Here is a 19,997-nt window from a genome sequence, read left to right as displayed (position 1 = left end):
ACGGCGCAGAAATGACACCACGTCCTCGGACGCTAACCTGGGCCTCGGGGCGGCCGTGCCAGGCGGTTGTAGCCGGGATAGCCATCCAGCCGCAGAATGCCGTCAAAGCCCTGCAGGATACGCTCGGCATTCTCGCCCGCGCGGTCGGGGGCGTAGGCGAGGACCACGCCGGGTGGATCTGCCCCGCCCCATGACCGGTCATCGCGCGCCAGGGCCCGAAGGTAGCCCGTCTTGGTCCATCCCCCGCCAGGATCGAGCACGGGTGCGGTGGTCTCGTCCATGAACAGCTTGTCCGAACGCGTCAGGTGTGACCGAAAACGCCACGTTGTGGCAGGGTCACACCTTGCGGCGGGAAGCCCGGATCAGCCAGCCGACGCAAGCGGTTAGCTGAAATCCCGACACGCCAGAACAGCTCACGCAGTCGAAATGGGAAATCGCTTTCCACTTTGTCCTGAGCGCTTTCCGGGGACTGCGTGGATTTCGTCCTGACGGAAAGCGGGAGTAACCAAGATGGCCCGACCGCAGACTGCTGCTGCCCCGAAAAACCCGCCCGCGCCCTTGGCGCGTGACGATGACCCCCTTGCCGATGTCGTGACCTGGGACGAGGAATTGCCCGCCCTCGGCCTGCGCAACCGCTTCGGCAGGGAAAGCTGGATCGTCCAGGCCCGGATCGGCGGGCGCAGCACCCGGCGCACGCTCGGCGCGGCCTCGTCCCTGACGCGGAAGGCTGCCCGCCAGGCAGCGGCGGCCGTCCTCGATGGGCTGCGCGCTGAACCAGCCGGGGTTGCGGTCAGTTCCGAGACGACCGTGGTCGAATTCGCGGAACGGTGGCTGGCGGATTGTGCGGACCAATGGAAGCCCGCAACCTTGGTCGGGCATCGCCACGGCGTGACGGGCTACGTCCTGCCCTCTCTCGGTGAAAAGCCCATCGCGGCGTTGACAGCCGAAGATGTCGCGGGTTCCCGAGGCGATCACCGCCGCCTTCCCGACACCACGGTCCAGACCTGCATCGTTCACTTGATCCGGCATTTCATGAGTTTCTGCCGCTGGAAGGACCCCAAGGCGGTGGCCGCCCACCTGCGCCCTGTCGACCAGGCCCCGACCGCCGAGGAGGCCGCCACCAGGCTGATCTTCCTGGCTATCCGCAGTTTCGAGAAAGGCGGACGCGCCGTCCGGGAATGGGTTGTCGCCCGCAATCAGCTGGCCATAAGATTCGCCGCGCGCTTTGACGCCTGACCGTATCTGAACGCCGCATGGGCCCGGTCAGATACATAGCGTTTCAGACACTTCCCTTCTGAACCTCGGCAAGCTGCGGGCAAAGGGTGCCGATCTAGCGCATCTGGATATATGCGAACCTGATCGCCGCCTTCCTGATTGACGACATGGCCCGGCTCGCGCCGGACCGCTCCCCCTGAGGCGGTCATGACTGAAAGACGTGCCGCCGCCAGCCTGCGGCAACGCCTCTCGTCACTTTGACGCATCCACAAGAGGTTCGTCCACATATTGCGGGATGCGATCATCGGCGCCCTTCCAATCCATGGCTGCTGGGCAGGCTGCAATCTGCGGTCCATCGTCTTGATGAGCCCGCGAGGCAGAAAGTTCCGCAATGGCTCGGGGCTTGGGTGAGCAGATATGGGGATGGTCCCCTGTGGCGGTCTTGGCGGGGTATTTGGAAAACGAAGAGAGGCAAGGGGGTGTCCTGCCTCCGGCGGGTTACTCGGCGGCCTGGGCTTCGGCCGCCTGGAGATCGGCGGCGCGTTTCTCGACCAGTTCCACGATATGGTCGATCATCTGGTCGTTCGACATCTTGTGATCCTGCTTTCCGGCCATGTAGACCATGCCCGCGCCCGCGCCGCCGCCGGTGAAGCCGATATCGGTCATCAGCGCCTCGCCCGGACCGTTCACCACGCAGCCGATGATCGAGAGGCTCATCGGGGTCTTGATATGTTCGAGGCGTTTTTCCAGCGCCTCGACCGTCCTGATCACGTCGAAGCCCTGGCGGGCGCAGCTTGGGCAGGAGATGATCTGCACGCCTCGGGTGCGCAACCCCAGGGATTTCAGGATCTCGAACCCGACCTTGACCTCTTCGACCGGATCGGCCGACAGGCTGACGCGGATCGTGTCGCCGATGCCCATCCAAAGCAGATTGCCGAGGCCGATGGCGGATTTCACCGTGCCCGCGATCATCCCGCCCGCCTCGGTGATGCCAAGATGGATCGGCGCGTCGGTCGCATCGGCCAATTGCTGATAGGCGGCGGCGGCCAGGAACACGTCGCTGGCCTTCACGCTGATCTTGAACTCGTGGAAGTCGTTGTCTTGCAGGATCTTGATATGGTCGAGGCCGGATTCCACCATCGCGTCCGGGCAGGGCTCGCCGTATTTTTCCAGCAGGTGCTTTTCCAGGCTGCCGGCGTTCACACCGATGCGGATCGAGCAGCCATGGTCGCGCGCGGCCTTGATCACCTCGCGCACCCGGCTGGCATCGCCGATATTGCCGGGGTTGATGCGCAGGCAGGCGGCGCCGGCCTCGGCGGCCTCGATGGCGCGCTTGTAGTGGAAATGGATGTCGGCGACGATCGGCACCGGGCTTTCGCGGCAGATCTCGCGCAGGGCCCTGGTCGAGGCCTGGTCGGGGGTCGAGACGCGCACGATGTCGGCGCCCACGTCGGCCGCGCGGATCACCTGGTCCAGTGTCGCCCGCACATCCGAGGTGTCGGTATTCGTCATCGTCTGCACGCTGATCGGCGCGTCGCCCCCGACCGGGACCGCGCCGACCATGATCTGACGGGATTTGCGCCGGTCGATATTGCGCCAGGGACGGATCGGATTATGCGACATGGCACCTGCCTTTGCAGTGCGGAGAGGGTTGCGCCACAAATAGGCCCAAGCGCGCCCGTGGGCAAGCCATGGGCGCGGCGCGGGGCATGAAGCGTGATCTATTCCTGCGCCGGCTCGGCCCCCGGCATCGGGCCGGCCGAGGCCACCGCGATCATCCGCGCCAGTTCGGGATCCTTGGCCGGATCGGCATAGGAGTATTTGGCGGTCAACGCGTCGGGCGACAGTTCGACATTCTTGACCACCTTGGCCCCCGGCGCCGCGGGACCGTAGGCGCGGCCATCCACCGCGAAATAGACCGCGCCGGAATTGCCGGTACGCAGGATCGGCGGCGCTTCGAGCTTGGGCAGCGCGAAGCGTTCACCCGCATCCATGGTCTTTTCCAACAGCACGGTGCCATCGGCCGAGGTCACGCGCACCCAGGCCGGGCGAGCGGCCATGATCTCGACCTCGGGCGCGTCGGGGGCGACGGTGCGGACCGCGACCGACTGGGCCGGAAGCGCCGGCCCGGCCATCTCGGCGGCAATGCGCTGCGCCTGAAGCAGGACGACGGCCTGGGCCACGGCGGATTCGGGCTGCGCGGGAGCCGGGGCCAGGCCCGGATCGATGGCGGCGATGGGGCCGTCGCGGGCGGTCAGCACCGGCACCTCAAGCGCCTGAGGGCGATAGGTGCGGTCGATCCCCTCGGGCCGGGGCAGATTGACCTGCGCCGTCTCGACCGTCTCGGGCTCGGCCGCCTCTTGCACCGGGTCCAGCGCGACGACCATACCCGGCGCCTGATCGCCCGGCATCAGATTGACCTTCTGCACCTCTTGCAGGACCGACCAGCCGCCATAGCCCAGCCCGCAGGCCAGAAGCCCCATGACCAGGACCGCGCCGATGGCCCTGGGCTCCACCGAAGACCAGATGCTTTCGGGCTTGGGCAGGAAGATCGGATGCGGATTGGCCAACGCCTCGGCCGGGTCCGAGGGGCGGCGCTGGGGCTTCGGCCCCGCCGCCCCCGGCGCCATGCCATGGGCGGGCTGAAAGCCCGATTCCCGGCAGAAGCGGCGGAAGGTCCATTCCGGGTCCAGCCCCAGATAGCGCGCGTAAGAACGCACATAACCCGCGATGAAGCTGGGCGCGTCGAAGGCCGAGATGTCGCAATTCTCGATCGCGGCGACGTAGGAGGCGCGGATGCGCAATTCCCGCTGCACATCCAGAAGCGACTTGCCCAGCGTCGCCCGTTCGCCCCGCATCAGATCGCCCAGCCGGATATCCGGGTCGTCGAAGCCCGACGGCGCTGCCGTCTGCCCGTCATGCTGCGATGGGGGATTCCCCCTCAGCCCGATCATTGCGCCTGCCTCGTTTTCATGCTGCTTACCTCCGCGAATCGGAAGGGTCTCACAGATTCATTAAACCAAGGTTATCACGCGTGCGAGAGCTTATCACCCCCTGTCGACTAGGCGACATTCGCCGATCGGTTGAGCTTGCACATTGACCACAGCGCATCCATCGCCTTGACCAAAGCGTCTATTTCCCGCGGCTCGTGCACGGGCGAGGGCGTGAAACGCAGCCGTTCGGTTCCGCGCGGGACTGTGGGGAAATTGATCGGCTGCACATAGATGCCGAAATCGGCCAGCAGCATGTCGGAGAGCGCCTTGCAATGCTGGGGATTGCCGACATGGACCGGGACGATATGGCTGCCATGGTCCATGATCGGCATGCCCAGGCTGCGCAGCCGCAGCTTCAGGATGCGGGCATTCGACTGCTGCCGGTCGCGCAGCGCCTGCCCTTCGGCGGTCTTGAGGAACGAAATCGACGCCGCAGCCCCCGCCGCAACCGCAGGTGGCAGCGAGGTGGTGAAGATGAAGCCAGGCGCATAAGATCGGATCGCGTCCACCATCCGCGCCGAAGCGGCGATATAGCCGCCGAAAACGCCGAATGCCTTGCCCAGCGTGCCGTTGAAGATGTCGATGCGATGCATCAACCCGTCACGCTCGGCCACGCCGCCGCCGCGCGGGCCATACATGCCGACCGCATGCACCTCGTCGAGATAGGTCAGGGCGTTGAATTCACTGGCCAGATCGCAGATCTCCGCGATGGGTCCGAAATCGCCGTCCATGGAATAGATCGACTCGAAGGCGATCAGTTTGGGCACGGCGGGATCGTCGGCGGCCAGCAATTCGCGCAGATGCGCCACGTCGTTGTGGCGAAAGACGCGCTTCGGCCCAGCCTCGCGCCGGATCCCCTCGATCATCGAGGCGTGGTTCAGCGCGTCCGAATAGATGATCAGGCCGGGAAACAGTTTGCGCAGCGTCGAAAGCGTCGCGTCATTGGCGACATAGGCGCTGGAAAAGACCAGCGCGGCTTCCTTGCCATGCAGGTCGGCGATCCCGGCCTCCAGCTTCTTGTGATAGACGGTCGTGCCCGAGATGTTGCGCGTGCCGCCCGAGCCGGCGCCGGTGGCGTCCAACGCCTGATGCATGGCGCCAAGCACCGCCGGATTCTGACCCATGCCCAGATAGTCGTTGCCGCACCAGACGGTGATCTCGGCCTCGGAGCCGTCGGGGCGGGTCCAGACCGCCTTGGGATAAGCCCCCTTGCGCCGTTCGATGTCGATGAAGGTGCGATAGCGGCCTTCGTCATGCAGCTTTGCGATGGCCTGATCCAGGGTGGCGTCATAATCCATCATGATCCCTTGCCTTGCTTGAACTTGTTCGCTTGGGGGATCATGGTCCGATCCCGGAGTCATGCTTCAATAAGTGCAATCATGCGTGAAATACAGGACAAAATTGTCGCATAGCGGGCATGGAATCGCAATGCCGGGCACCGGAAACGCAATCAGGAAAGGCTGGAAATGGCGGATAACGCAAAAATCGAAGAGATAGTTTCAACGCTGGATCGCGACCTGCCCCAGGCGCTGGAACGGCTGATGGAATTCCTGCGCATCCCCTCGGTCTCGACCGACCCGGCGCATAAGGGCGACGTGCGCCGCGCCGCCGAATGGCTGGCCGAAGAGTTGCGCGGGCTGGGCTTCGACGCCTCGGTGCGCGACACGCCGGGCCATCCGATGGTGGTGGCGCATTCGCCGAAAGGCGACCGGCGCAAGCTGCTATTTTACGGACATTACGACGTGCAGCCCGTCGATCCGCTGGACCTGTGGGACCGCCCCCCCTTCGATCCCCTGATCGAGGACACGCCCGAAGGCCGCGTCATCCGTGCGCGCGGCTCTTCCGACGACAAGGGCCAGCTCATGACCTTTGTCGAGGCGTTCCGCGCCTGGAAATCCGTTCATGGCAGCCTGCCCAGCGATCTCGTGCTGCTTTTCGAGGGCGAGGAGGAGTCCGGCTCGCCCAGCCTGCAACCCTTCCTGCGCGCCAATGCGGACGAATTGCGCGCCGATCTGGCGATGATCTGCGACACGGGCCTGTATTCCGATGGTCGCCCCGCCATCACCACGCAGTTGCGCGGCCTTTACGGCGAAGAGATCACCGTCCGCGCCGCCGACCGCGATCTGCATTCGGGCAGTTTCGGCGGGCTTGCCGCGAACCCGATCCAGGTGCTGGTCAATGCGCTGGCGACGGTCAAGGACGACAGCGGCCGCATCACCCTGCCGGGCTTTTACGAGGGGGTCGAGGAACTCTCGAACGAGTTGCGCGCCGATTGGGAGGATCTGACCTTCGACACCGGCGATTTCCTGGCCCGCGTCGGGCTGAAGCATCCCATTGGCGAAAAGGGCCGCACGGGCCTGGAAATGGTCTGGAACCGCCCCACATTCGAGATCAACGGCATCAGCGGCGGCTATACCGGCGAGGGGTTCAAGACCGTCCTGCCCGCCGAGGCCCGCGCCAAGGTCAGCTTCCGCCTGACCGGCAAGCAGGATCCCGGCGCGATCCGCGAGGCGTTCCGCGCCCATGTCCGCGCCGTCATCCCCCAGGATTGCCAGGTCGAGTTTCATCCCCATGGCGCCAGCCGCGCCAGCCGGATGGACATCTCGGACCCGGCCTTCGCGCTCGCGAAACAGGCGCTGACGCAGGAATGGGGCCGCGAGGCCGCCTATATCGGCGCCGGCGGCTCGATCCCCATCGCCGGCGATTTCAAGGAAATCCTCGACATGGATTCGATGCTGATCGGCTTTGGCCGCGATGACGACCGCATCCATTCCCCGAACGAGAAATACGACCTGGAAAGCTTCACCAAGGGCGCGCGAAGCTGGGCGCGCATCCTGGCGGCGCTTGGCTGACGCCAGGCACGGGCGCGGCGGCCCCTGGGTTGCCGCCGACCCTGGCGATCCAGGTTCCTGCCTGGTCAGGGCCCCTTCGGTGGAAGGGTCTTGCCAGGGTTCAGGATTCCCGCCGGATCCAGCACGGCCTTGATCGCGCGCATCACGTCCAGCGCCACCGGATCCTTATGCCGCGCCATCGGCGCAAGCTTCGACAGCCCCACCCCATGCTCGGCCGAGAAGGTGCCCTTCATCTCGACCGCCAGGGCGTCGATCTCGGCACGCAGCGCCGCCATCAGCCCGGCATCGCCGGACGAGGGCCAGCATGTGTAATGGATATTGCCGTCGCCCAGATGCGCGACGGACAGCACCTCGCAGCCGGGGTCCAGCGCCCGCAGCCGAGGCTCGATCTGGCGCAGGTAATCCGCCACGCGCCCCAGCGGGACCGCGATATCGGTGTCAAGCACCGGCGCGCGGCGAAAGGCGATCTCGGCGGCGGCCTCGCGCCTGGCCCAGATCTCGTCGCGCTGCGTCTCGTTCCGGGCGATGACGGCATCGGCGACCTCGCCCGTCCCCAGCCGCTCGGCCAGGGCCTGTTCCAGCACATCGGCCAGCGCATCCGCGCGGGAGGCGGCAAGCTCGATCAGCAGGTTCACCGGATAGGGCGCGTCGAAGGGCTCGCGCGCCTTGGGATCTATCTTGAGATGCCCCTCGATATGGGCGCGGGGCATGAATTCGAAGGCCAGGACCGCGCCACCCGTGGCGTCCTGCAAGGCATTGAGCAGGCCCATCGCAGGCTCAAGCGCAGGCATGGCGACCATGGCCGTCACCCGCGCGGCGGGGCGGGGATGCAGCTTCATGATGGCGGCGGTGATGATGCCCAGCTGTCCCTCGGCACCGATCATCAGATCGCGCAGGTCGAAGCCGGAATTGTTCTTGTGCAGCGCCTGCATCAGGTCCAGCACCCGGCCGTCGGCCAGCACCACCTCCAGCCCCAGGCACAGATCGCGCGCATTGCCATAGCGCAGCACGTTCGCGCCCCCGGCATTGGTCGAAAGCACGCCGCCGATCATGGCCGAACCGCTGGCGCCGAAGGCCAGCGGAAAGGTCAGCCCATGCGCCTCGGCGGCGGCATCCAGGGCGGCGACGATCACCCCCGCCTCGACCACGGCGATGCGGGTATCGGGGCGGATCTCGCGGATGCGGTTCAGCCGGTCCAGGGACAGCATGATGGCCCCCTGCCCCAGCGCGCCGCCATTCAGCCCGGTATTGCCCGAAACCGGGACCACCGGCACCCCGCGCGCCGAGGCCAGGCGCAGCACCGCCGCAACCTGATCGCGATCGGCGGGACGCACCACGGCCAGCGGCGAACCGCGATATTGCGCGGTCCAGTCCTGGTCCCATTTCGCCGTATCCGCGCCGGTCAGCACCCGGTCCGACCCAAGAATCCCACCCAGTTCCGTGATCAGGTCGGCCATGCTTGTCCTTTCCGCTTTTCCGTTCGGCGGAAACCGCGCGAAGGCAAGCGCGGCGATGACGGCCGGGCCCGCCCGCGCCCTTAACCCCGCGCGGCCAGGCGCCGCTCAACCGCGTCCCAGATCAGGGCGGCGGCGTTGATGCCGTCGAAACGCTCAAGCTCCTGGATGCCGGTGGGCGAGGTCACGTTGATCTCGGTCAACCAGCCGTCGATCACGTCGATGCCGGTGAAGACCAGCCCCCGCTCGCGCAGGATAGGACCGATGATGGCGCAGATCTCGTGCTCGCGCTCGGTCAGGCCGATCTGCTCGGGGCGGCCGCCGACATGCATGTTCGAGCGCGCCTCGCCCTCGGCGGGGACGCGATTGATCGCGCCGACCGGCTCGCCATCGACCAGGATGATGCGCTTGTCGCCCTTGACCACGGCGGGCAGGTATTTCTGCGCGATGACCGGCTCGCGGCTGGCCGAGGAAAAGGTTTCCAGAAGCGAGGACAGGTTCGGGTCGTTCGGCCGCAGGTGAAAGATCCCCGCCCCGCCATTGCCGTAAAGCGGCTTCACGATGATGTCGCCATGCCGCTCGCGGAACTCGCGGATGCGGGCCAGGTCGCGGGTGATCAGCGTGGGCGGGGTCAGGTCCGGGAAATCCAGAACCAGCAGCTTCTCGGGGCAGTTGCGCACCCAGAAGGGATCGTTCACGACATAGGTGCGGGGATGCACGCGGTCCAGAAGATGGGTGTTGGTGATATAGCCCATGTCGAAGGGCGGGTCCTGGCGCAGCCAGACCACATCGAATTCCTCAAGATCGGCATCGACCCAATCGCCGAACCCGACATGATTGCCCTTTTCCCGCCGCAGCGTGATCGGGCGCCCGCGCGCCACCACGCGCCCCTCGACATAGCTGAGCCGGTCGGCGGTATACTGGAACAGCCGGTGTCCGCGCGCCTGTGCTTCAAGGCCCAGCCGGAACGTGCTGTCGCCATCGATCGAGACATGTTCGATCGGGTCCATCTGGAGGGCAACGTAAAGACTCATCTCTCAACTCCGGCCTTGCTTCGGCGCGAGTTGTCGGCCATCGCGCCAGGCAATGCAAGCATTGGGCTGGGGGACAAGGGCATTGCGCAGGCAATCAACAGGCGGTGCCCCCGATCATTCGGCAATCCACCAGAATCTTCATGTCGCGCGGTTATCGCAGCAGGTCGCGGGTCTTTGCCGAGACGCGATGGGGCTGGCCCGGCGGTGGACGGGCGCGCAATGGGCGCGCAATGGGCGCGCCGATCACCTGCGGAACCAGCCATGGGCCGGCGGTCCCACGCCCGGCCGAGATAGCGGCATTCCCGCGCCCGATTCGCCCGCCCCGAGCATGTTGCGCGCGATTATCGCGCGACAAGGAACCCTGGCGCTGGTCGGCAGAGCCTGGCCGCGGCACGCCCGAGTTCATCGCGGGCGCGCGGGCGGCTTGCGGAACCGGCTGAACTGGCCGATGCCGCCCAAGGCGGGAAACAGGGCGCCAGGCGCCCCTGCCGTTCAGATCTTCATGTCGAAGCCCAGATGCTTCGCCACCGTAAAGATGTCCTTGTCGCCACGGCCGGACAGGTTCACGACGATGATGTGATCCTTGGGCAGGTCGGGGGCGAGCTTCGGAAGATAGGCCAGCGCATGGCTGCATTCCAGCGCCGGGATGATGCCCTCCAGCCGGCAAAGCTGCTGGAACGCCTCCAGCGCCTCGGTATCGGTCACGCTGACATATTCGGCGCGGCCCAATTCCTTCAACCAGGCATGTTCCGGGCCGATGCCCGGATAGTCCAGCCCGGCGCTGATCGAATGGCCTTCCAGGATCTGGCCCTGGGCGTCTTGCAGCAGATAGGTGCGGTTGCCGTGCAGGACGCCCGGACGGCCGCCGGTCAGGCTGGCGCAATGCTCCATCCGCTCGTCCACGCCCTTGCCGCCCGCCTCGACGCCGATGATGCGGACCGAGGGGTCGTCCAGGAAGGGATGAAACAGGCCCATCGCGTTCGAGCCGCCGCCGATCGCGGCAAGGAGCGTATCGGGCAGGCGCCCCTTGCCCTCTTGCTCCTCAAGCTGCCAGCGGGTTTCCCGGCCGATGATCGACTGGAAATCCCGCACCATGGCCGGATAGGGATGCGGCCCCGCCACCGTGCCGATGCAATAGAAGGTGTCGCGCACATTCGTCACCCAGTCGCGCAGCGCGTCGTTCATCGCATCCTTCAAGGTGCCCCGTCCAGAAGTGACCGGCACCACCTCGGCGCCCAGAAGGCGCATGCGGAAGACGTTCGGCGCCTGGCGCTCGACATCGGTGGCGCCCATGTAGACGATGCATTTCAACCCGAAGCGGGCGCAGACCGTCGCCGTCGCCACGCCGTGCTGCCCCGCCCCCGTCTCGGCGATGATGCGGGTCTTGCCCATGCGCCGCGCCAGCAGGATCTGGCCCAGCACGTTGTTGATCTTGTGGCTGCCGGTATGGTTCAGCTCTTCGCGCTTGAGATAGATCTTGGCGCCGCCCAGTTCCTCGGTCAGGCGGGGCGCGAAGTAAAGCGGGCTGGGCCGACCGACGTAATGCGCCCAGAGATCGTTCATCTCGGCCCAGAAATCGGGATCCTCCTTGGCGCGGCCATATTCGGCCTCAAGATCCAGGATCAGCGGCATCAGCGTCTCGCTGACGAAGCGGCCGCCGAAGATGCCGAAGCGGCCCTGTTCGTCCGGCCCGGTCATGAAGCTGTTGACAAGATCTTCGGGCATGGCGGTTCCTTCCGGGCCTGGGGTCTGTCGGGCCCAAAGGGGCCTGTCAGAGAGATTTCTTATATCCGATATGCGAGAGGGTAAAGCCGAGCCGGTCATGGAAGCGCCCCGCCCGGCATGCCCTTGCGCAAGAACGCCGCATCGCGCCTGGCGGGGCGCAGATCACAGGATCGGGGCGGTGGCGCGGGCGATGAAATCGCGGATGCGGGCCGGATCCTTGACCCCCGGCGCGCTTTCCACGCCCGAGGACACATCGACGCCCTGCGCACGGGTCAGCCGCAGGGCCTGACCGACATTTTCCGGTGTCAGCCCCCCGGCCAGCAGCCAGGGCTTCAGGATCTGTCGGCCGGCCAGCAGGCGCCAGTCGAAGGCCAGCCCGTTGCCCCCCGGCAGCGCCGCGTCCTTCGGTGCCTTGGCATCGATCAGCAGCATGTCGGCGACCAGGCCGTAATCCCAAAGCGCGTCCAGATCGCGCGGCTCGGCCAGGCCGACCGCCTTCATCACCGGCAGGCCAGTCAGGGCCTTGACCTGGCGAACCCGCTCGGGCGTTTCATGGCCGTGAAGCTGGATCACGTCCAGAGGCGCGGTGGCAAGCGTCGCCTCAAGAAGCCGGTCGTCGGGATCGACGAACAGGCCGACCCGCGCCACGCCCATCGGCACCCGCGCGGCCAGGGCGGCGGCCTGCCCCGCCGTCACATGGCGCGGAGATTTCGGAAAGAACACGAAGCCCAGATAGCGGGCGCCGGCATCCACCGCCGCCGCAACGGATTCGGGCGAGTTGAGCCCGCAGATCTTGACCGAGACGGGCATCGTCTAGCGCGAGGGCAGGCCGGGACGGGCCGGCGTCTTGCGCGCGGCGGATTCGTCCAGGATGGCCAGCACATCGTCGCCGGGCGCGGCATGGGTCTGGCGCAGGCCGCCGACCTCGCGCTCCAGCCGGGCAAGCTCACGCGCGCGGTTGTTGGATTCGGCGCGCTGGCCTGCCTCGCGCAGCCATTCCCAGACAAGGCCCGCGACCAGGCCGAACGCCATGGCCAGGAACAGCGCCAGGAAGGCCGGCAGCGTGATCGAGATCTGGCCGCCCGCGAATTCGGCCAGCGCATCGGGCATCAGGTTGAGGCTGATCGGCCCCCTGTTCGCGGTCGCGACCAGAATCAGGACGACGGCAAGAATAGCGATGAGAAGATACCGGATCGCGCGCATGGGAACCCCTTAGAACCTGGGCGACAATCTGGACTATTCGTCTTCGCCGTTCAACCGCTCGCGCAGCAATTTGCCGGTCTTGAAGAACGGGACATGCTTTTCGTCAACGCTGACGGATTCGCCCGTGCGCGGGTTGCGGCCCTGACGGGCATCGCGCTTCTTGACCGAGAAAGCCCCGAAGCCGCGCAGCTCGACCCGGTCGCCCCGCGCCATGGCGTCGATGACCTCTTCGAACACGGTGTTCACGATCCGCTCGACATCGCGTTGAAAGAGGTGCGGGTTTTCTTCTGAGATCTTTTGGATGAGTTCGGATCGGATCATGTCGATTCCCGGATTTGGCACGTTCCATCTTGCACATGCTTGGCTGATCTTAATTCAGACCGGGCATGTTTCAATGCAAGAACGCGTTTGTAGCTGAATTAGTTGCCATATTTTTAAGAAAGCGGCCCGGATCGGCATGTTTCCGCAGGCAGCGGTGCCGAAAATGGAAACGCCCCCGGCCAAAAGGCCGGAGGCGCGGAGATTGTGGGCCGGGATCAGACCTTGCTTTTCAGCGCGGCGCCCAGGATGTCGCCCAGCGAGGCGCCCGAGTCGGACGAACCGAACTGCTCGACGGCTTCACGCTCTTCGGCGATCTCGCGCGCCTTGATCGACAGGCCCAGACGGCGGGTCTTGGTGTCGATATTGGTCACGCGCACATCGACATTGTCGCCGACCTGGAAGCGCTCGGGGCGCTGGTCCTGACGGTCGCGGGCCAGGTCGGAACGGCGGATGAAGGATTTCATGCCGTTGTATTCGACCTCGATGCCGCCATCCTCGATCGCGGTGACCGCGACGGTGATGACGGAACCGCGCTTCACGCCTTCGACGGCTTCCGCCATCGCGTCGTTTTCCAGCGCCTTGATCGACAGCGAGATACGCTCTTTATCCACGTCGACCTCTTGGACCACGGCTTTCACCATGTCGCCCTTGCGGAAGTCCTGGATCGCATCCTCGCCACGGGCATCCCACGAGATGTCCGACAGATGGACCATGCCATCGATATCGCCTTCCAGGCCGACGAACAGACCGAATTCGGTGATGTTCTTGACCTCGCCCTCGATGACGGTGCCGACCGGATGGGTCTCGGCGAAGACTTCCCACGGGTTGCGCATGGTCTGCTTCAGACCCAGCGACACGCGGCGCTTGGCTTCGTCGATCTCCAGCACCATCACGTCGACTTCCTGCGAGGTCGAGACGATCTTGCCGGGGTGGACGTTCTTCTTGGTCCAGCTCATTTCCGAGACGTGGACCAGACCCTCGACGCCGGCTTCCAGCTCCACGAAGGCGCCGTAATCGGTGATGTTGGTCACGCGGCCGGCATGGACCGAGCCGATCGGGAACTTCGAGGCCACCGTATCCCACGGATCGGCCTGAAGCTGCTTCATGCCCAGGCTGATGCGATGGGTGTCCTTGTTGATCTTGACGACCTGGACCTTGACGCTCTCGCCGATCGACAGGATCTCGGACGGGTGGTTGACGCGGCGCCAGGCCATGTCGGTGACGTGCAGCAGGCCGTCAACACCGCCCAGATCGACGAAGGCGCCGTATTCGGTGATGTTCTTGACCACACCCTCGACGGCCTGGCCTTCGGTCAGGTTGGCGATGACCTCGGCGCGCTGTTCGGCGCGGGACTCTTCCAGGATGGCGCGGCGCGACACGACGATATTGCCGCGGCGGCGGTCCATCTTCAGGATCTGGAACGGCTGTTTCAGACCCATCAGCGGGCCGGCATCGCGCACGGGGCGCACGTCGACCTGGCTGCCGGGCAGGAAGGCCACGGCACCGCCCAGATCGACGGTGAAGCCGCCCTTGACGCGACCAAAGATGGCGCCTTCGACGCGCTCTTCGGCGGCATAGGCTTTCTCAAGGCGGTCCCAGGCTTCCTCGCGGCGGGCTTTCTCGCGCGAGATGCTGGCTTCGCCACGGGCGTTCTCGACGCGGTCCAGATAGACCTCGACCTCATCGCCGACGGCGATATTCGGGGCCTCGCCAGGATTTGCGAATTCTTTCAGATCGACGCGGCCTTCCATCTTGTAGCCGACATCGATGATGGCCTGGCCCGCCTCGATGGCGATGACCTTGCCCTTGACGACCGAACCTTCGTCCGGGGTGTCGATTTCGAGGCTTTCGTTCAGGAGGGCCTCGAACTCCTCCATGGTCGCTTTAGCGCACATATATATACAGTTTCCTTTGCACGGTTTTCTGGCCTTGCGGTTGGCTCCGCCGGTCTTTTTGTAGTCACCCGGAATAAGCGCAAAGGGTCGCGGCTTGCGCCCGACCCTGTTCGTCAAGCGGCCTGTTCTGGCCCCATCGTTCATTCCGTCGCCGGCGATATAGCGGCGAATGGCCGTCCTGGCAAGGGTTTCAAGCCCGCCTGGCCTTAGCCATCCGGTCCTGCCAAGCCAAGGCGGGCCGCATCGAAGCCCATAGCGGCAAAGATGCCCAGTATCCGGTCGGCAAAGCCCGGCGCGTCGATGTTCACGCAGTTCATGTTGAAATACCAGTGCAGGAACTGGGCATAGCCGGACCGCCTGGTCAGCGCGCGGGCCAGGACTTGCGGGAACTCCGCCGGGTCGGCCACGGGATCGGACCAGTGATGGAAATCCGACGACCCGAACAGGATGGCGGGCTTGCGATGCAGAAACCCCTCTAGAGCGACGGCCGAGTTAAAGGAAACCGTCGCCACGCAACGCGCCAGAATATCGTGGATATTGGCATTCGTAGGGATCAGCGCACAGCCTTCCTCCTGCGCGGTCAGGATGTCTCTCACGTCGCTGCGTCGCGCTTCGGGATGTGGATGGGGCTTGACCAATACTGGCCGCCCCCCCGCGCCACGGGCGACGGCCCTCAGCATCTCGACCGTCGAGCAAATCGCAGCGCCGCGCCGATGCGGAAATGTCCCCTGAAGAAACACGGCAATCGCATCCGACGGGATATCCTCGACCTCGGGCGACTGACCATAACGAGAGCGGCGCGGCACCACCAGCCGGGCATTCATCTGACGAAAGAATGTCATCGCCCCGGCGATGGCGATCCTTCGTTGATCAAAGTCGCGCGCGCCGATGCTGCTATTAGCAAGAACCCCCTGCGGATCGACATGCCAATAAGGCGCGATATAGGCTAGGGTCGCATTCAGCACCCCCGGCCCGCAGGAAAAGCCATTCTCGACGAGGTGCAGATCATGGTCCGGTGGAATCGGCTGATCGTGCCTGTGCGGGACGACCCGGACCCTGCCGCCACGCGCGGCAAGCACATCCTCAAGCCGCGTGTATAAGGCCAAGTGTTTTTGTCCACGATAGTGGGCCACCCATTTGGGTGGAAGATGGAACACTACAGCAGCAGGCAAGGCATTCCCCGAAAGCCCACATGGAAAAAAATGCCTAGCAGGCCGATCCATGGCAAGCAAGGATGCGATCACCCAACGGATACGATCCCGGCGGATGGGCCACCGGCAGCCTGACCAGAATCCAGCCTTGATTTCAGGCCGTTTTCCTGGCCATGGCTATTTCACGACCCAGCGTGGCGACCAGATCGGCGGCCGGCATGGCGCGGGCACGGGCGGCATGCGCGCCAGCCCAATGCGCCGCGTAATCGGCGCCCCCGGCGGCGGCCAGCGCCTTTCCGGCGTCATAAGCGATCGGATAATCCGGCAGGCGTGGCGCATCCGCGCTGGCCCCTAATGCGGTCAGCCGGTTGGCAAAGCCTCGGGCTGGCCGGCCCGAGATCGCCCGCGTCATCACCGTCTTTTGCCTCACCTGCCCCAGCCGGGCGCGATAGGCGGCATCCGCCGCTGATTCCGGGCAGGCGACAAAGGCGGTGCCCATCTGCACCGCGACCGCGCCCGCATCCAGGAAGCGCGCCGCATCGCGCCCGTCCATGATACCGCCCGCCGCGATCAGCGGCAGGTCCAGTTGCTTCAGCGCCGCGAAAAGGTCCGCCGTCGAAAGCCGCTCATCCGGCCCGTCCGGCTCAAAGATGCCGCGATGGCCGCCGGCCTCATGGCCCTGCGCAATGATCGCGTCCAGCCCCGCCTCTCGGATGGCCCGCCCCTCGGCCGGCGAGGTGGCCGAGCAGGCAAGCAGTGCGCCCGTTTCGCGCAGCGCCGCGATCTGATCGCGCCTGGGCAGGCCGAAGTGAAAGCTGATCATGGCCGGGCGCGCGGCAAGCAGCGCGGCAAGCATCTCGTCGCCGGCAAGAAAGCTTGCGAAAATCTCGCGCAGCGCGGCGGGCGGGCTGGCCCCGGCACGGCGGAATTCAGGCGCGAGGTAATCCAGCCAGCCAGCCTCTCGGGCCGGATCGGGGGTCGCGGCGCGGTGGCAGAACAGGTTGACGTGAAAGCGGTTGCCGCCGATCCGCTGCTGCGCCTCGGCCATCATCGCCGCCGCCCGAACGGGCGGAACGGTGGCAAGACCCATGCCGCCAAGCGCGCCCGCCCGGCTGACCTCGGCCGCAAGCGCGGGGGTCGCGATACCGGCCATCGGCGCTTGCAGGACCGGGATGCGCAGATCCCGAAGCAGACTCACGCCCCGGCTCTTTTTGCCGCCTCAATGGCGCGGGCCACGGCCTCGCCGATATCCATGTCGCTGGTGTCAAGCCGCAGCGCGTCCTCGGCCGGACGCATCGGCGCCACGTCGCGGGCCGCGTCGCGGGCGTCGCGCTCGCGCAGTTCGGCCAGGATATGGGCCTCGTCCGCGCCCAGTTCCAGCGCCCTGCGGCGGGCGCGGACCTGATCGCTGGCGGTGACGTAAAGCTTCAGTTCGGCACCGGGGCAGATCACCGTGCCGATGTCGCGCCCGTCCAGAACGGCGCCCGGCTCGCGGCGCGCGAAACCGCGTTGAAACTCGACCAGCGCCGCGCGCACCTCGGGGATGGCGGCGACACGGCTGGCGGCCTGCCCGGCTTCGGCGCTACGCAGCCCGTCGCGGGCAAGATCCTGGGCGGTCAACCCGCGCGCGGCGGTCACGGGATCGCCGCCCAACATACCCACGGCCCTATAAAGAAGCCCGGTATCCAGATGCGCGAAACCGAAATGCTGGGCCAGGGCGCGGGCGATGGTGCCCTTTCCGGCTGCGGCGGGGCCGTCGATGGCGATGGTGAAGGGCATGGATCATCCCGCTTGGAAAATTCGCCACATCAATGCCCGATCAGGAAAGCGGGGTCCAGCGCCCAAGATCCTGGAACGAAGACCCTGAAACGAAAGACGCCGGCCCCAAAGGCCGGCGTCCGCCGATGCAAGCAGTCGTCAGGAATCAGGCCTTGCCGAGGGTCTTGGCCACTTCGGCCGCGAAATCCTCTTCCTTTTTCTCGATACCTTCGCCGACCATCACGCGGGCATAGCCGGTGATTTCGACGCCGGCCGATTTCGCGGCCTCATCGACCGTCTGGTCGGGGTTGATCACGAAGGGCTGACCCAGCAGCGTGTTCTCGGCGACGAATTTCCTCATCCGGCCCGGAATGATGTTGTTCTGGATCACGGCCTCGGGCTTGGGTTTCGTCGAAGCGGCGTTCTCTTCCAGGGCCTTGGCGGTCTGGACTTCCAGCTCGCGCGCAAGCAGCGCCGGGTCCAGCGTCGCTTCCGAGAGCGAGACCGGATTGGTCGCGGCGATATGCATCGCGAATTGCTTGCCGATTTCCTGCGCCTTGGCGGCATCGCCCTTCAGCGCGACCAGCACGCCGATCTTGCCCATGCCTTCGGTCGCGGCGTTATGGACATAAGAGACCACATTGTCGCCTTCCAGAACGTGCAGGCGGCGCAGGGTCAGGTTCTCGCCGATGCGGGCGATGGCGTCGGTGACGACTTCCGAGACGGGCTTGCCGTTCAGATGCGTGGCGCGCAGCACCTCGACATCCTGCGCGGTTTCCAGCGCGACATTGGTGATCTCACGCACCAGAGCCTGGAAGTCGGCGTTCTTGGCGACGAAATCGGTTTCCGAATTGATCTCGACGGCGACACCGCGGCCATCGACCACCTGCACGCCGATCAGACCCTCGGCGGCAACGCGGTCGGCCTTCTTGGCGGCTTTCGCCAGGCCCTTGGTGCGCAGCCAGTCGATGGCGGCTTCCATGTCGCCCTCGGTCTCGGTCAGCGCCTTCTTGGCGTCCATCATGCCCGCGCCGGTCGTCTCGCGCAGTTCCTTCACCATCGCAGCGGTGATAGCCATCCGATGTCTCCTTGCTTTTCAATGCGTCAGGCGGGGCTGATCCCCGCCTGATGAAATATTGCCTGGCAATGCCCAAGCCGCGCCCGCAATCGGGCGCGGGCGATCAGGCTTCCGCGGGCTCTTCTGCGGTCTCGCCGGCCAGCTCTTCATGAACCGAGGCTTCCAGCGCACCCAGATCCACGCCGGCGGCGCCCATCTGCGCGGTCATCCCGTCCAGAGCGGCGCGCGAAGCCAGGTCGCAATACAGCGCGATGGCGCGGGCGGCGTCGTCATTGCCCGGAATGATATAGTCCACGCCCTTGGGCGAGCAGTTGGTATCGACCACGGCAACGACCGGGATGCCCAGTTTCTTGGCTTCCAGGATAGCCAGGTCTTCCTTGTTCACGTCGATGACGAACAGCAGATCCGGCAGGCCGCCCATCTCGCGGATACCGCCCAGCGAGGCTTGCAGCTTGGCCTGCTCGCGCTCCATCTGAAGACGCTCTTTCTTGGTCAGGCCCTCGGCGCCGCCCGCCATGGTCTCGTCGATGGCTTTCAGGCGCTGGATCGACTGCGAGACGGTCTTCCAGTTGGTCAGCGTGCCGCCCAGCCAACGGTGGTTCATATAGTATTGGGCCGATTTCTCGGCGGCTTCGGCGACGGCCTTCTGGGCCTGGCGCTTGGTGCCGACGAACAGGACGCGACCGCCCCTGGCAACGGTGTCGCGGATGACCTGAAGCGCCGCGTCCAGCATCGGGACGGTCTGGGTCAGGTCCAGAATGTGGATGCCGTTGCGTTCACCATAGATGAACTCGGCCATGCGGGGGTTCCAGCGTTGCGTCTGGTGACCATAGTGAACGCCAGCTTCAAGAAGCTGACGCATCGAAAATTCGGGAAGCGCCATATCCATGTCCTTTCCGGTTTGCGCCTTGGCGGGGGTTTCAGGGCCAAAGCCCCAACCGGTGGACCGTCGGAGGATGTCTCCCTCCGAAGGCCCGCCCCCGCCTGTGAAGTCCGCGCGACATAGGCCCAATCGCAGCGGATTGCAAGAGCCCGCCGCAGGCTCCGCGCCGGTATGGGATGAGGGATGAAGCACGGGCTGGTGCGGACGGACCGGGAACTCGACAGGATCGCGAGGATCGCGGATCCGGTCCGACGCTGCGTCCCACGCTTGCGCGAGAGCCATTCCCCAGCGGCCGGCCTTTGGAGCCAACCACGCCATCTCCTTGTCCAGCCAGATCAATAGAGATCCCCGCCGCTTCACCCCATCGTTGTAGGATTTCCAGTTCTCCCTGCGGTAACGCGCTGGTGCGGGATTCGGCATGGCACCCTGTTAACC

The 19,997-nt window shown here is 65.7% G+C and carries 16 protein-coding genes and 4 pseudogenes; 3 read left to right on the top strand and 17 right to left on the bottom strand.

Annotated elements, in window-relative coordinates; translation table 11 throughout:
* Positions 1 to 53 precede the first annotated feature (53 nt).
* Positions 54 to 305 (bottom strand): annotated as a pseudogene (locus tag QM682_RS09110) (IS66 family transposase); the annotation flags it as partial.
* A 205-nt stretch (positions 306 to 510) separates the two neighbouring features.
* Here QM682_RS09110 and QM682_RS09105 point away from each other — a divergent pair.
* Both QM682_RS09105 and QM682_RS09100 read left to right on the top strand, forming a co-directional pair.
* Positions 511 to 942: pseudogene (locus QM682_RS09105) on the top strand (hypothetical protein); the annotation flags it as partial.
* A 19-nt stretch (positions 943 to 961) separates the two neighbouring features.
* Positions 962 to 1,236 (top strand): annotated as a pseudogene (locus QM682_RS09100) (transposase); the annotation flags it as partial.
* A 477-nt stretch (positions 1,237 to 1,713) separates the two neighbouring features.
* On the opposite strand, the gene ispG reads toward QM682_RS09100, so the two are convergent.
* The 3 genes from ispG to hemA all read right to left on the bottom strand — a co-directional run bounded on the left by ispG (position 1,714) and on the right by hemA (position 5,506).
* A complete protein-coding gene (gene ispG, locus QM682_RS09095; RefSeq protein ID WP_415128934.1) occupies positions 1,714 to 2,838 on the bottom strand; it encodes a flavodoxin-dependent (E)-4-hydroxy-3-methylbut-2-enyl-diphosphate synthase in 1,125 nt (374 codons plus the stop codon).
* 98 nt (positions 2,839 to 2,936) lie between these two features.
* Positions 2,937 to 4,169: a RodZ domain-containing protein gene (locus tag QM682_RS09090; protein ID WP_415128932.1), complete on the bottom strand. Its 1,233-nt coding sequence runs from the start codon at positions 4,167 to 4,169 to the stop codon at positions 2,937 to 2,939.
* A 107-nt stretch (positions 4,170 to 4,276) separates the two neighbouring features.
* Positions 4,277 to 5,506, bottom strand: a complete 1,230-nt coding sequence (gene hemA / locus QM682_RS09085) for a 5-aminolevulinate synthase (RefSeq protein ID WP_415128942.1) — start codon at positions 5,504 to 5,506, stop codon at positions 4,277 to 4,279.
* A 168-nt stretch (positions 5,507 to 5,674) separates the two neighbouring features.
* Between hemA and QM682_RS09080 the strand changes: the two genes are divergently transcribed.
* Positions 5,675 to 7,060, top strand: a complete 1,386-nt coding sequence (locus QM682_RS09080; protein WP_415128931.1) for a dipeptidase — start codon at positions 5,675 to 5,677, stop codon at positions 7,058 to 7,060.
* Between the two features lie 65 nt (positions 7,061 to 7,125).
* Here QM682_RS09080 and QM682_RS09075 read toward each other — a convergent pair whose 3' ends face one another.
* The 13 genes and pseudogenes from QM682_RS09075 to QM682_RS09015 form a co-directional block, all read right to left on the bottom strand.
* Entirely contained in the window at positions 7,126 to 8,517 is a 1,392-nt protein-coding gene (locus tag QM682_RS09075) for an FAD-binding oxidoreductase (protein WP_415128929.1), read from the bottom strand.
* Positions 8,518 to 8,597: 80 nt separating this feature from the next.
* Positions 8,598 to 9,548 (bottom strand): glutathione synthase, encoded by a 951-nt coding sequence (gene gshB, locus QM682_RS09070; protein WP_415128928.1) that lies wholly within the window; start codon positions 9,546 to 9,548, stop codon positions 8,598 to 8,600.
* 492 nt (positions 9,549 to 10,040) lie between these two features.
* Complete coding sequence (trpB, locus tag QM682_RS09065) at positions 10,041 to 11,273, bottom strand: tryptophan synthase subunit beta (protein ID WP_415128926.1); 1,233 nt, start codon at positions 11,271 to 11,273, stop codon at positions 10,041 to 10,043.
* A 162-nt stretch (positions 11,274 to 11,435) separates the two neighbouring features.
* Positions 11,436 to 12,083: a phosphoribosylanthranilate isomerase gene (locus tag QM682_RS09060; protein ID WP_415128924.1), complete on the bottom strand. Its 648-nt coding sequence runs from the start codon at positions 12,081 to 12,083 to the stop codon at positions 11,436 to 11,438.
* Positions 12,084 to 12,086: 3 nt separating this feature from the next.
* A complete protein-coding gene (locus tag QM682_RS09055; protein WP_415128922.1) occupies positions 12,087 to 12,476 on the bottom strand; it encodes a LapA family protein in 390 nt (129 codons plus the stop codon).
* A gap of 33 nt (positions 12,477 to 12,509) precedes the next feature.
* On the bottom strand, positions 12,510 to 12,797 hold the full coding sequence (ihfB, locus tag QM682_RS09050) for an integration host factor subunit beta (RefSeq protein WP_415128920.1): 288 nt from the start codon (positions 12,795 to 12,797) through the stop codon (positions 12,510 to 12,512).
* Between the two features lie 215 nt (positions 12,798 to 13,012).
* A complete protein-coding gene (gene rpsA, locus QM682_RS09045) occupies positions 13,013 to 14,692 on the bottom strand; it encodes a 30S ribosomal protein S1 (RefSeq protein WP_415128918.1) in 1,680 nt (559 codons plus the stop codon).
* A 206-nt stretch (positions 14,693 to 14,898) separates the two neighbouring features.
* Positions 14,899 to 15,915 carry a hypothetical protein gene (locus QM682_RS09040; RefSeq protein WP_415128940.1) on the bottom strand — a complete coding sequence of 339 codons (1,017 nt, stop codon included), beginning with the start codon at positions 15,913 to 15,915 and terminating at the stop codon, positions 14,899 to 14,901.
* 82 nt (positions 15,916 to 15,997) lie between these two features.
* Positions 15,998 to 17,041, bottom strand: a complete 1,044-nt coding sequence (locus QM682_RS09035; RefSeq protein ID WP_415128916.1) for an NAD(P)H-dependent flavin oxidoreductase — start codon at positions 17,039 to 17,041, stop codon at positions 15,998 to 16,000.
* The gene (locus QM682_RS09030; protein WP_415128914.1) at positions 17,038 to 17,622 is read right to left on the bottom strand and encodes a (d)CMP kinase; all 585 of its coding nucleotides are present in this window, start codon (positions 17,620 to 17,622) and stop codon (positions 17,038 to 17,040) included. The genes QM682_RS09035 and QM682_RS09030 overlap by 4 nt, the downstream gene beginning before the upstream one ends.
* Before the next feature lie 145 nt (positions 17,623 to 17,767).
* The gene (tsf, locus tag QM682_RS09025) at positions 17,768 to 18,679 is read right to left on the bottom strand and encodes a translation elongation factor Ts (protein ID WP_415128913.1); all 912 of its coding nucleotides are present in this window, start codon (positions 18,677 to 18,679) and stop codon (positions 17,768 to 17,770) included.
* A gap of 103 nt (positions 18,680 to 18,782) precedes the next feature.
* Complete coding sequence (rpsB, locus tag QM682_RS09020; protein WP_415128938.1) at positions 18,783 to 19,568, bottom strand: 30S ribosomal protein S2; 786 nt, start codon at positions 19,566 to 19,568, stop codon at positions 18,783 to 18,785.
* 276 nt (positions 19,569 to 19,844) lie between these two features.
* Positions 19,845 to 19,982, bottom strand: a pseudogene (locus QM682_RS09015) (IS5/IS1182 family transposase); the annotation flags it as partial.
* Positions 19,983 to 19,997 lie beyond the last annotated feature (15 nt).

It is taken from the genome of Paracoccus sp. (in: a-proteobacteria), from assembly GCF_047605025.1.
In the GTDB taxonomy this organism is placed as follows: domain Bacteria; phylum Pseudomonadota; class Alphaproteobacteria; order Rhodobacterales; family Rhodobacteraceae; genus Paracoccus.
This window is presented reverse-complemented; position numbering and strand designations above follow the sequence as displayed.

What these genes read in the sequence shown, in the direction of transcription:
- ispG (WP_415128934.1), bottom strand. Translation starts at nt 2,838, where the DNA reads ATGTCGCATAATCCGATCCGTCCCTGGCGCAATATCGACCGGCGCAAA.
- QM682_RS09090 (WP_415128932.1), bottom strand. Translation starts at nt 4,169, where the DNA reads ATGATCGGGCTGAGGGGGAATCCCCCATCGCAGCATGACGGGCAGACG.
- hemA (WP_415128942.1), bottom strand. Translation starts at nt 5,506, where the DNA reads ATGGATTATGACGCCACCCTGGATCAGGCCATCGCAAAGCTGCATGAC.
- QM682_RS09080 (WP_415128931.1), top strand. Translation starts at nt 5,675, where the DNA reads ATGGCGGATAACGCAAAAATCGAAGAGATAGTTTCAACGCTGGATCGC.
- QM682_RS09075 (WP_415128929.1), bottom strand. Translation starts at nt 8,517, where the DNA reads ATGGCCGACCTGATCACGGAACTGGGTGGGATTCTTGGGTCGGACCGG.
- gshB (WP_415128928.1), bottom strand. Translation starts at nt 9,548, where the DNA reads ATGAGTCTTTACGTTGCCCTCCAGATGGACCCGATCGAACATGTCTCG.
- trpB (WP_415128926.1), bottom strand. Translation starts at nt 11,273, where the DNA reads ATGCCCGAAGATCTTGTCAACAGCTTCATGACCGGGCCGGACGAACAG.
- QM682_RS09060 (WP_415128924.1), bottom strand. Translation starts at nt 12,083, where the DNA reads ATGCCCGTCTCGGTCAAGATCTGCGGGCTCAACTCGCCCGAATCCGTT.
- QM682_RS09055 (WP_415128922.1), bottom strand. Translation starts at nt 12,476, where the DNA reads ATGCGCGCGATCCGGTATCTTCTCATCGCTATTCTTGCCGTCGTCCTG.
- ihfB (WP_415128920.1), bottom strand. Translation starts at nt 12,797, where the DNA reads ATGATCCGATCCGAACTCATCCAAAAGATCTCAGAAGAAAACCCGCAC.
- rpsA (WP_415128918.1), bottom strand. Translation starts at nt 14,692, where the DNA reads ATGTGCGCTAAAGCGACCATGGAGGAGTTCGAGGCCCTCCTGAACGAA.
- QM682_RS09040 (WP_415128940.1), bottom strand. Translation starts at nt 15,915, where the DNA reads ATGGATCGGCCTGCTAGGCATTTTTTTCCATGTGGGCTTTCGGGGAAT.
- QM682_RS09030 (WP_415128914.1), bottom strand. Translation starts at nt 17,622, where the DNA reads ATGCCCTTCACCATCGCCATCGACGGCCCCGCCGCAGCCGGAAAGGGC.
- tsf (WP_415128913.1), bottom strand. Translation starts at nt 18,679, where the DNA reads ATGGCTATCACCGCTGCGATGGTGAAGGAACTGCGCGAGACGACCGGC.
- rpsB (WP_415128938.1), bottom strand. Translation starts at nt 19,568, where the DNA reads ATGGATATGGCGCTTCCCGAATTTTCGATGCGTCAGCTTCTTGAAGCT.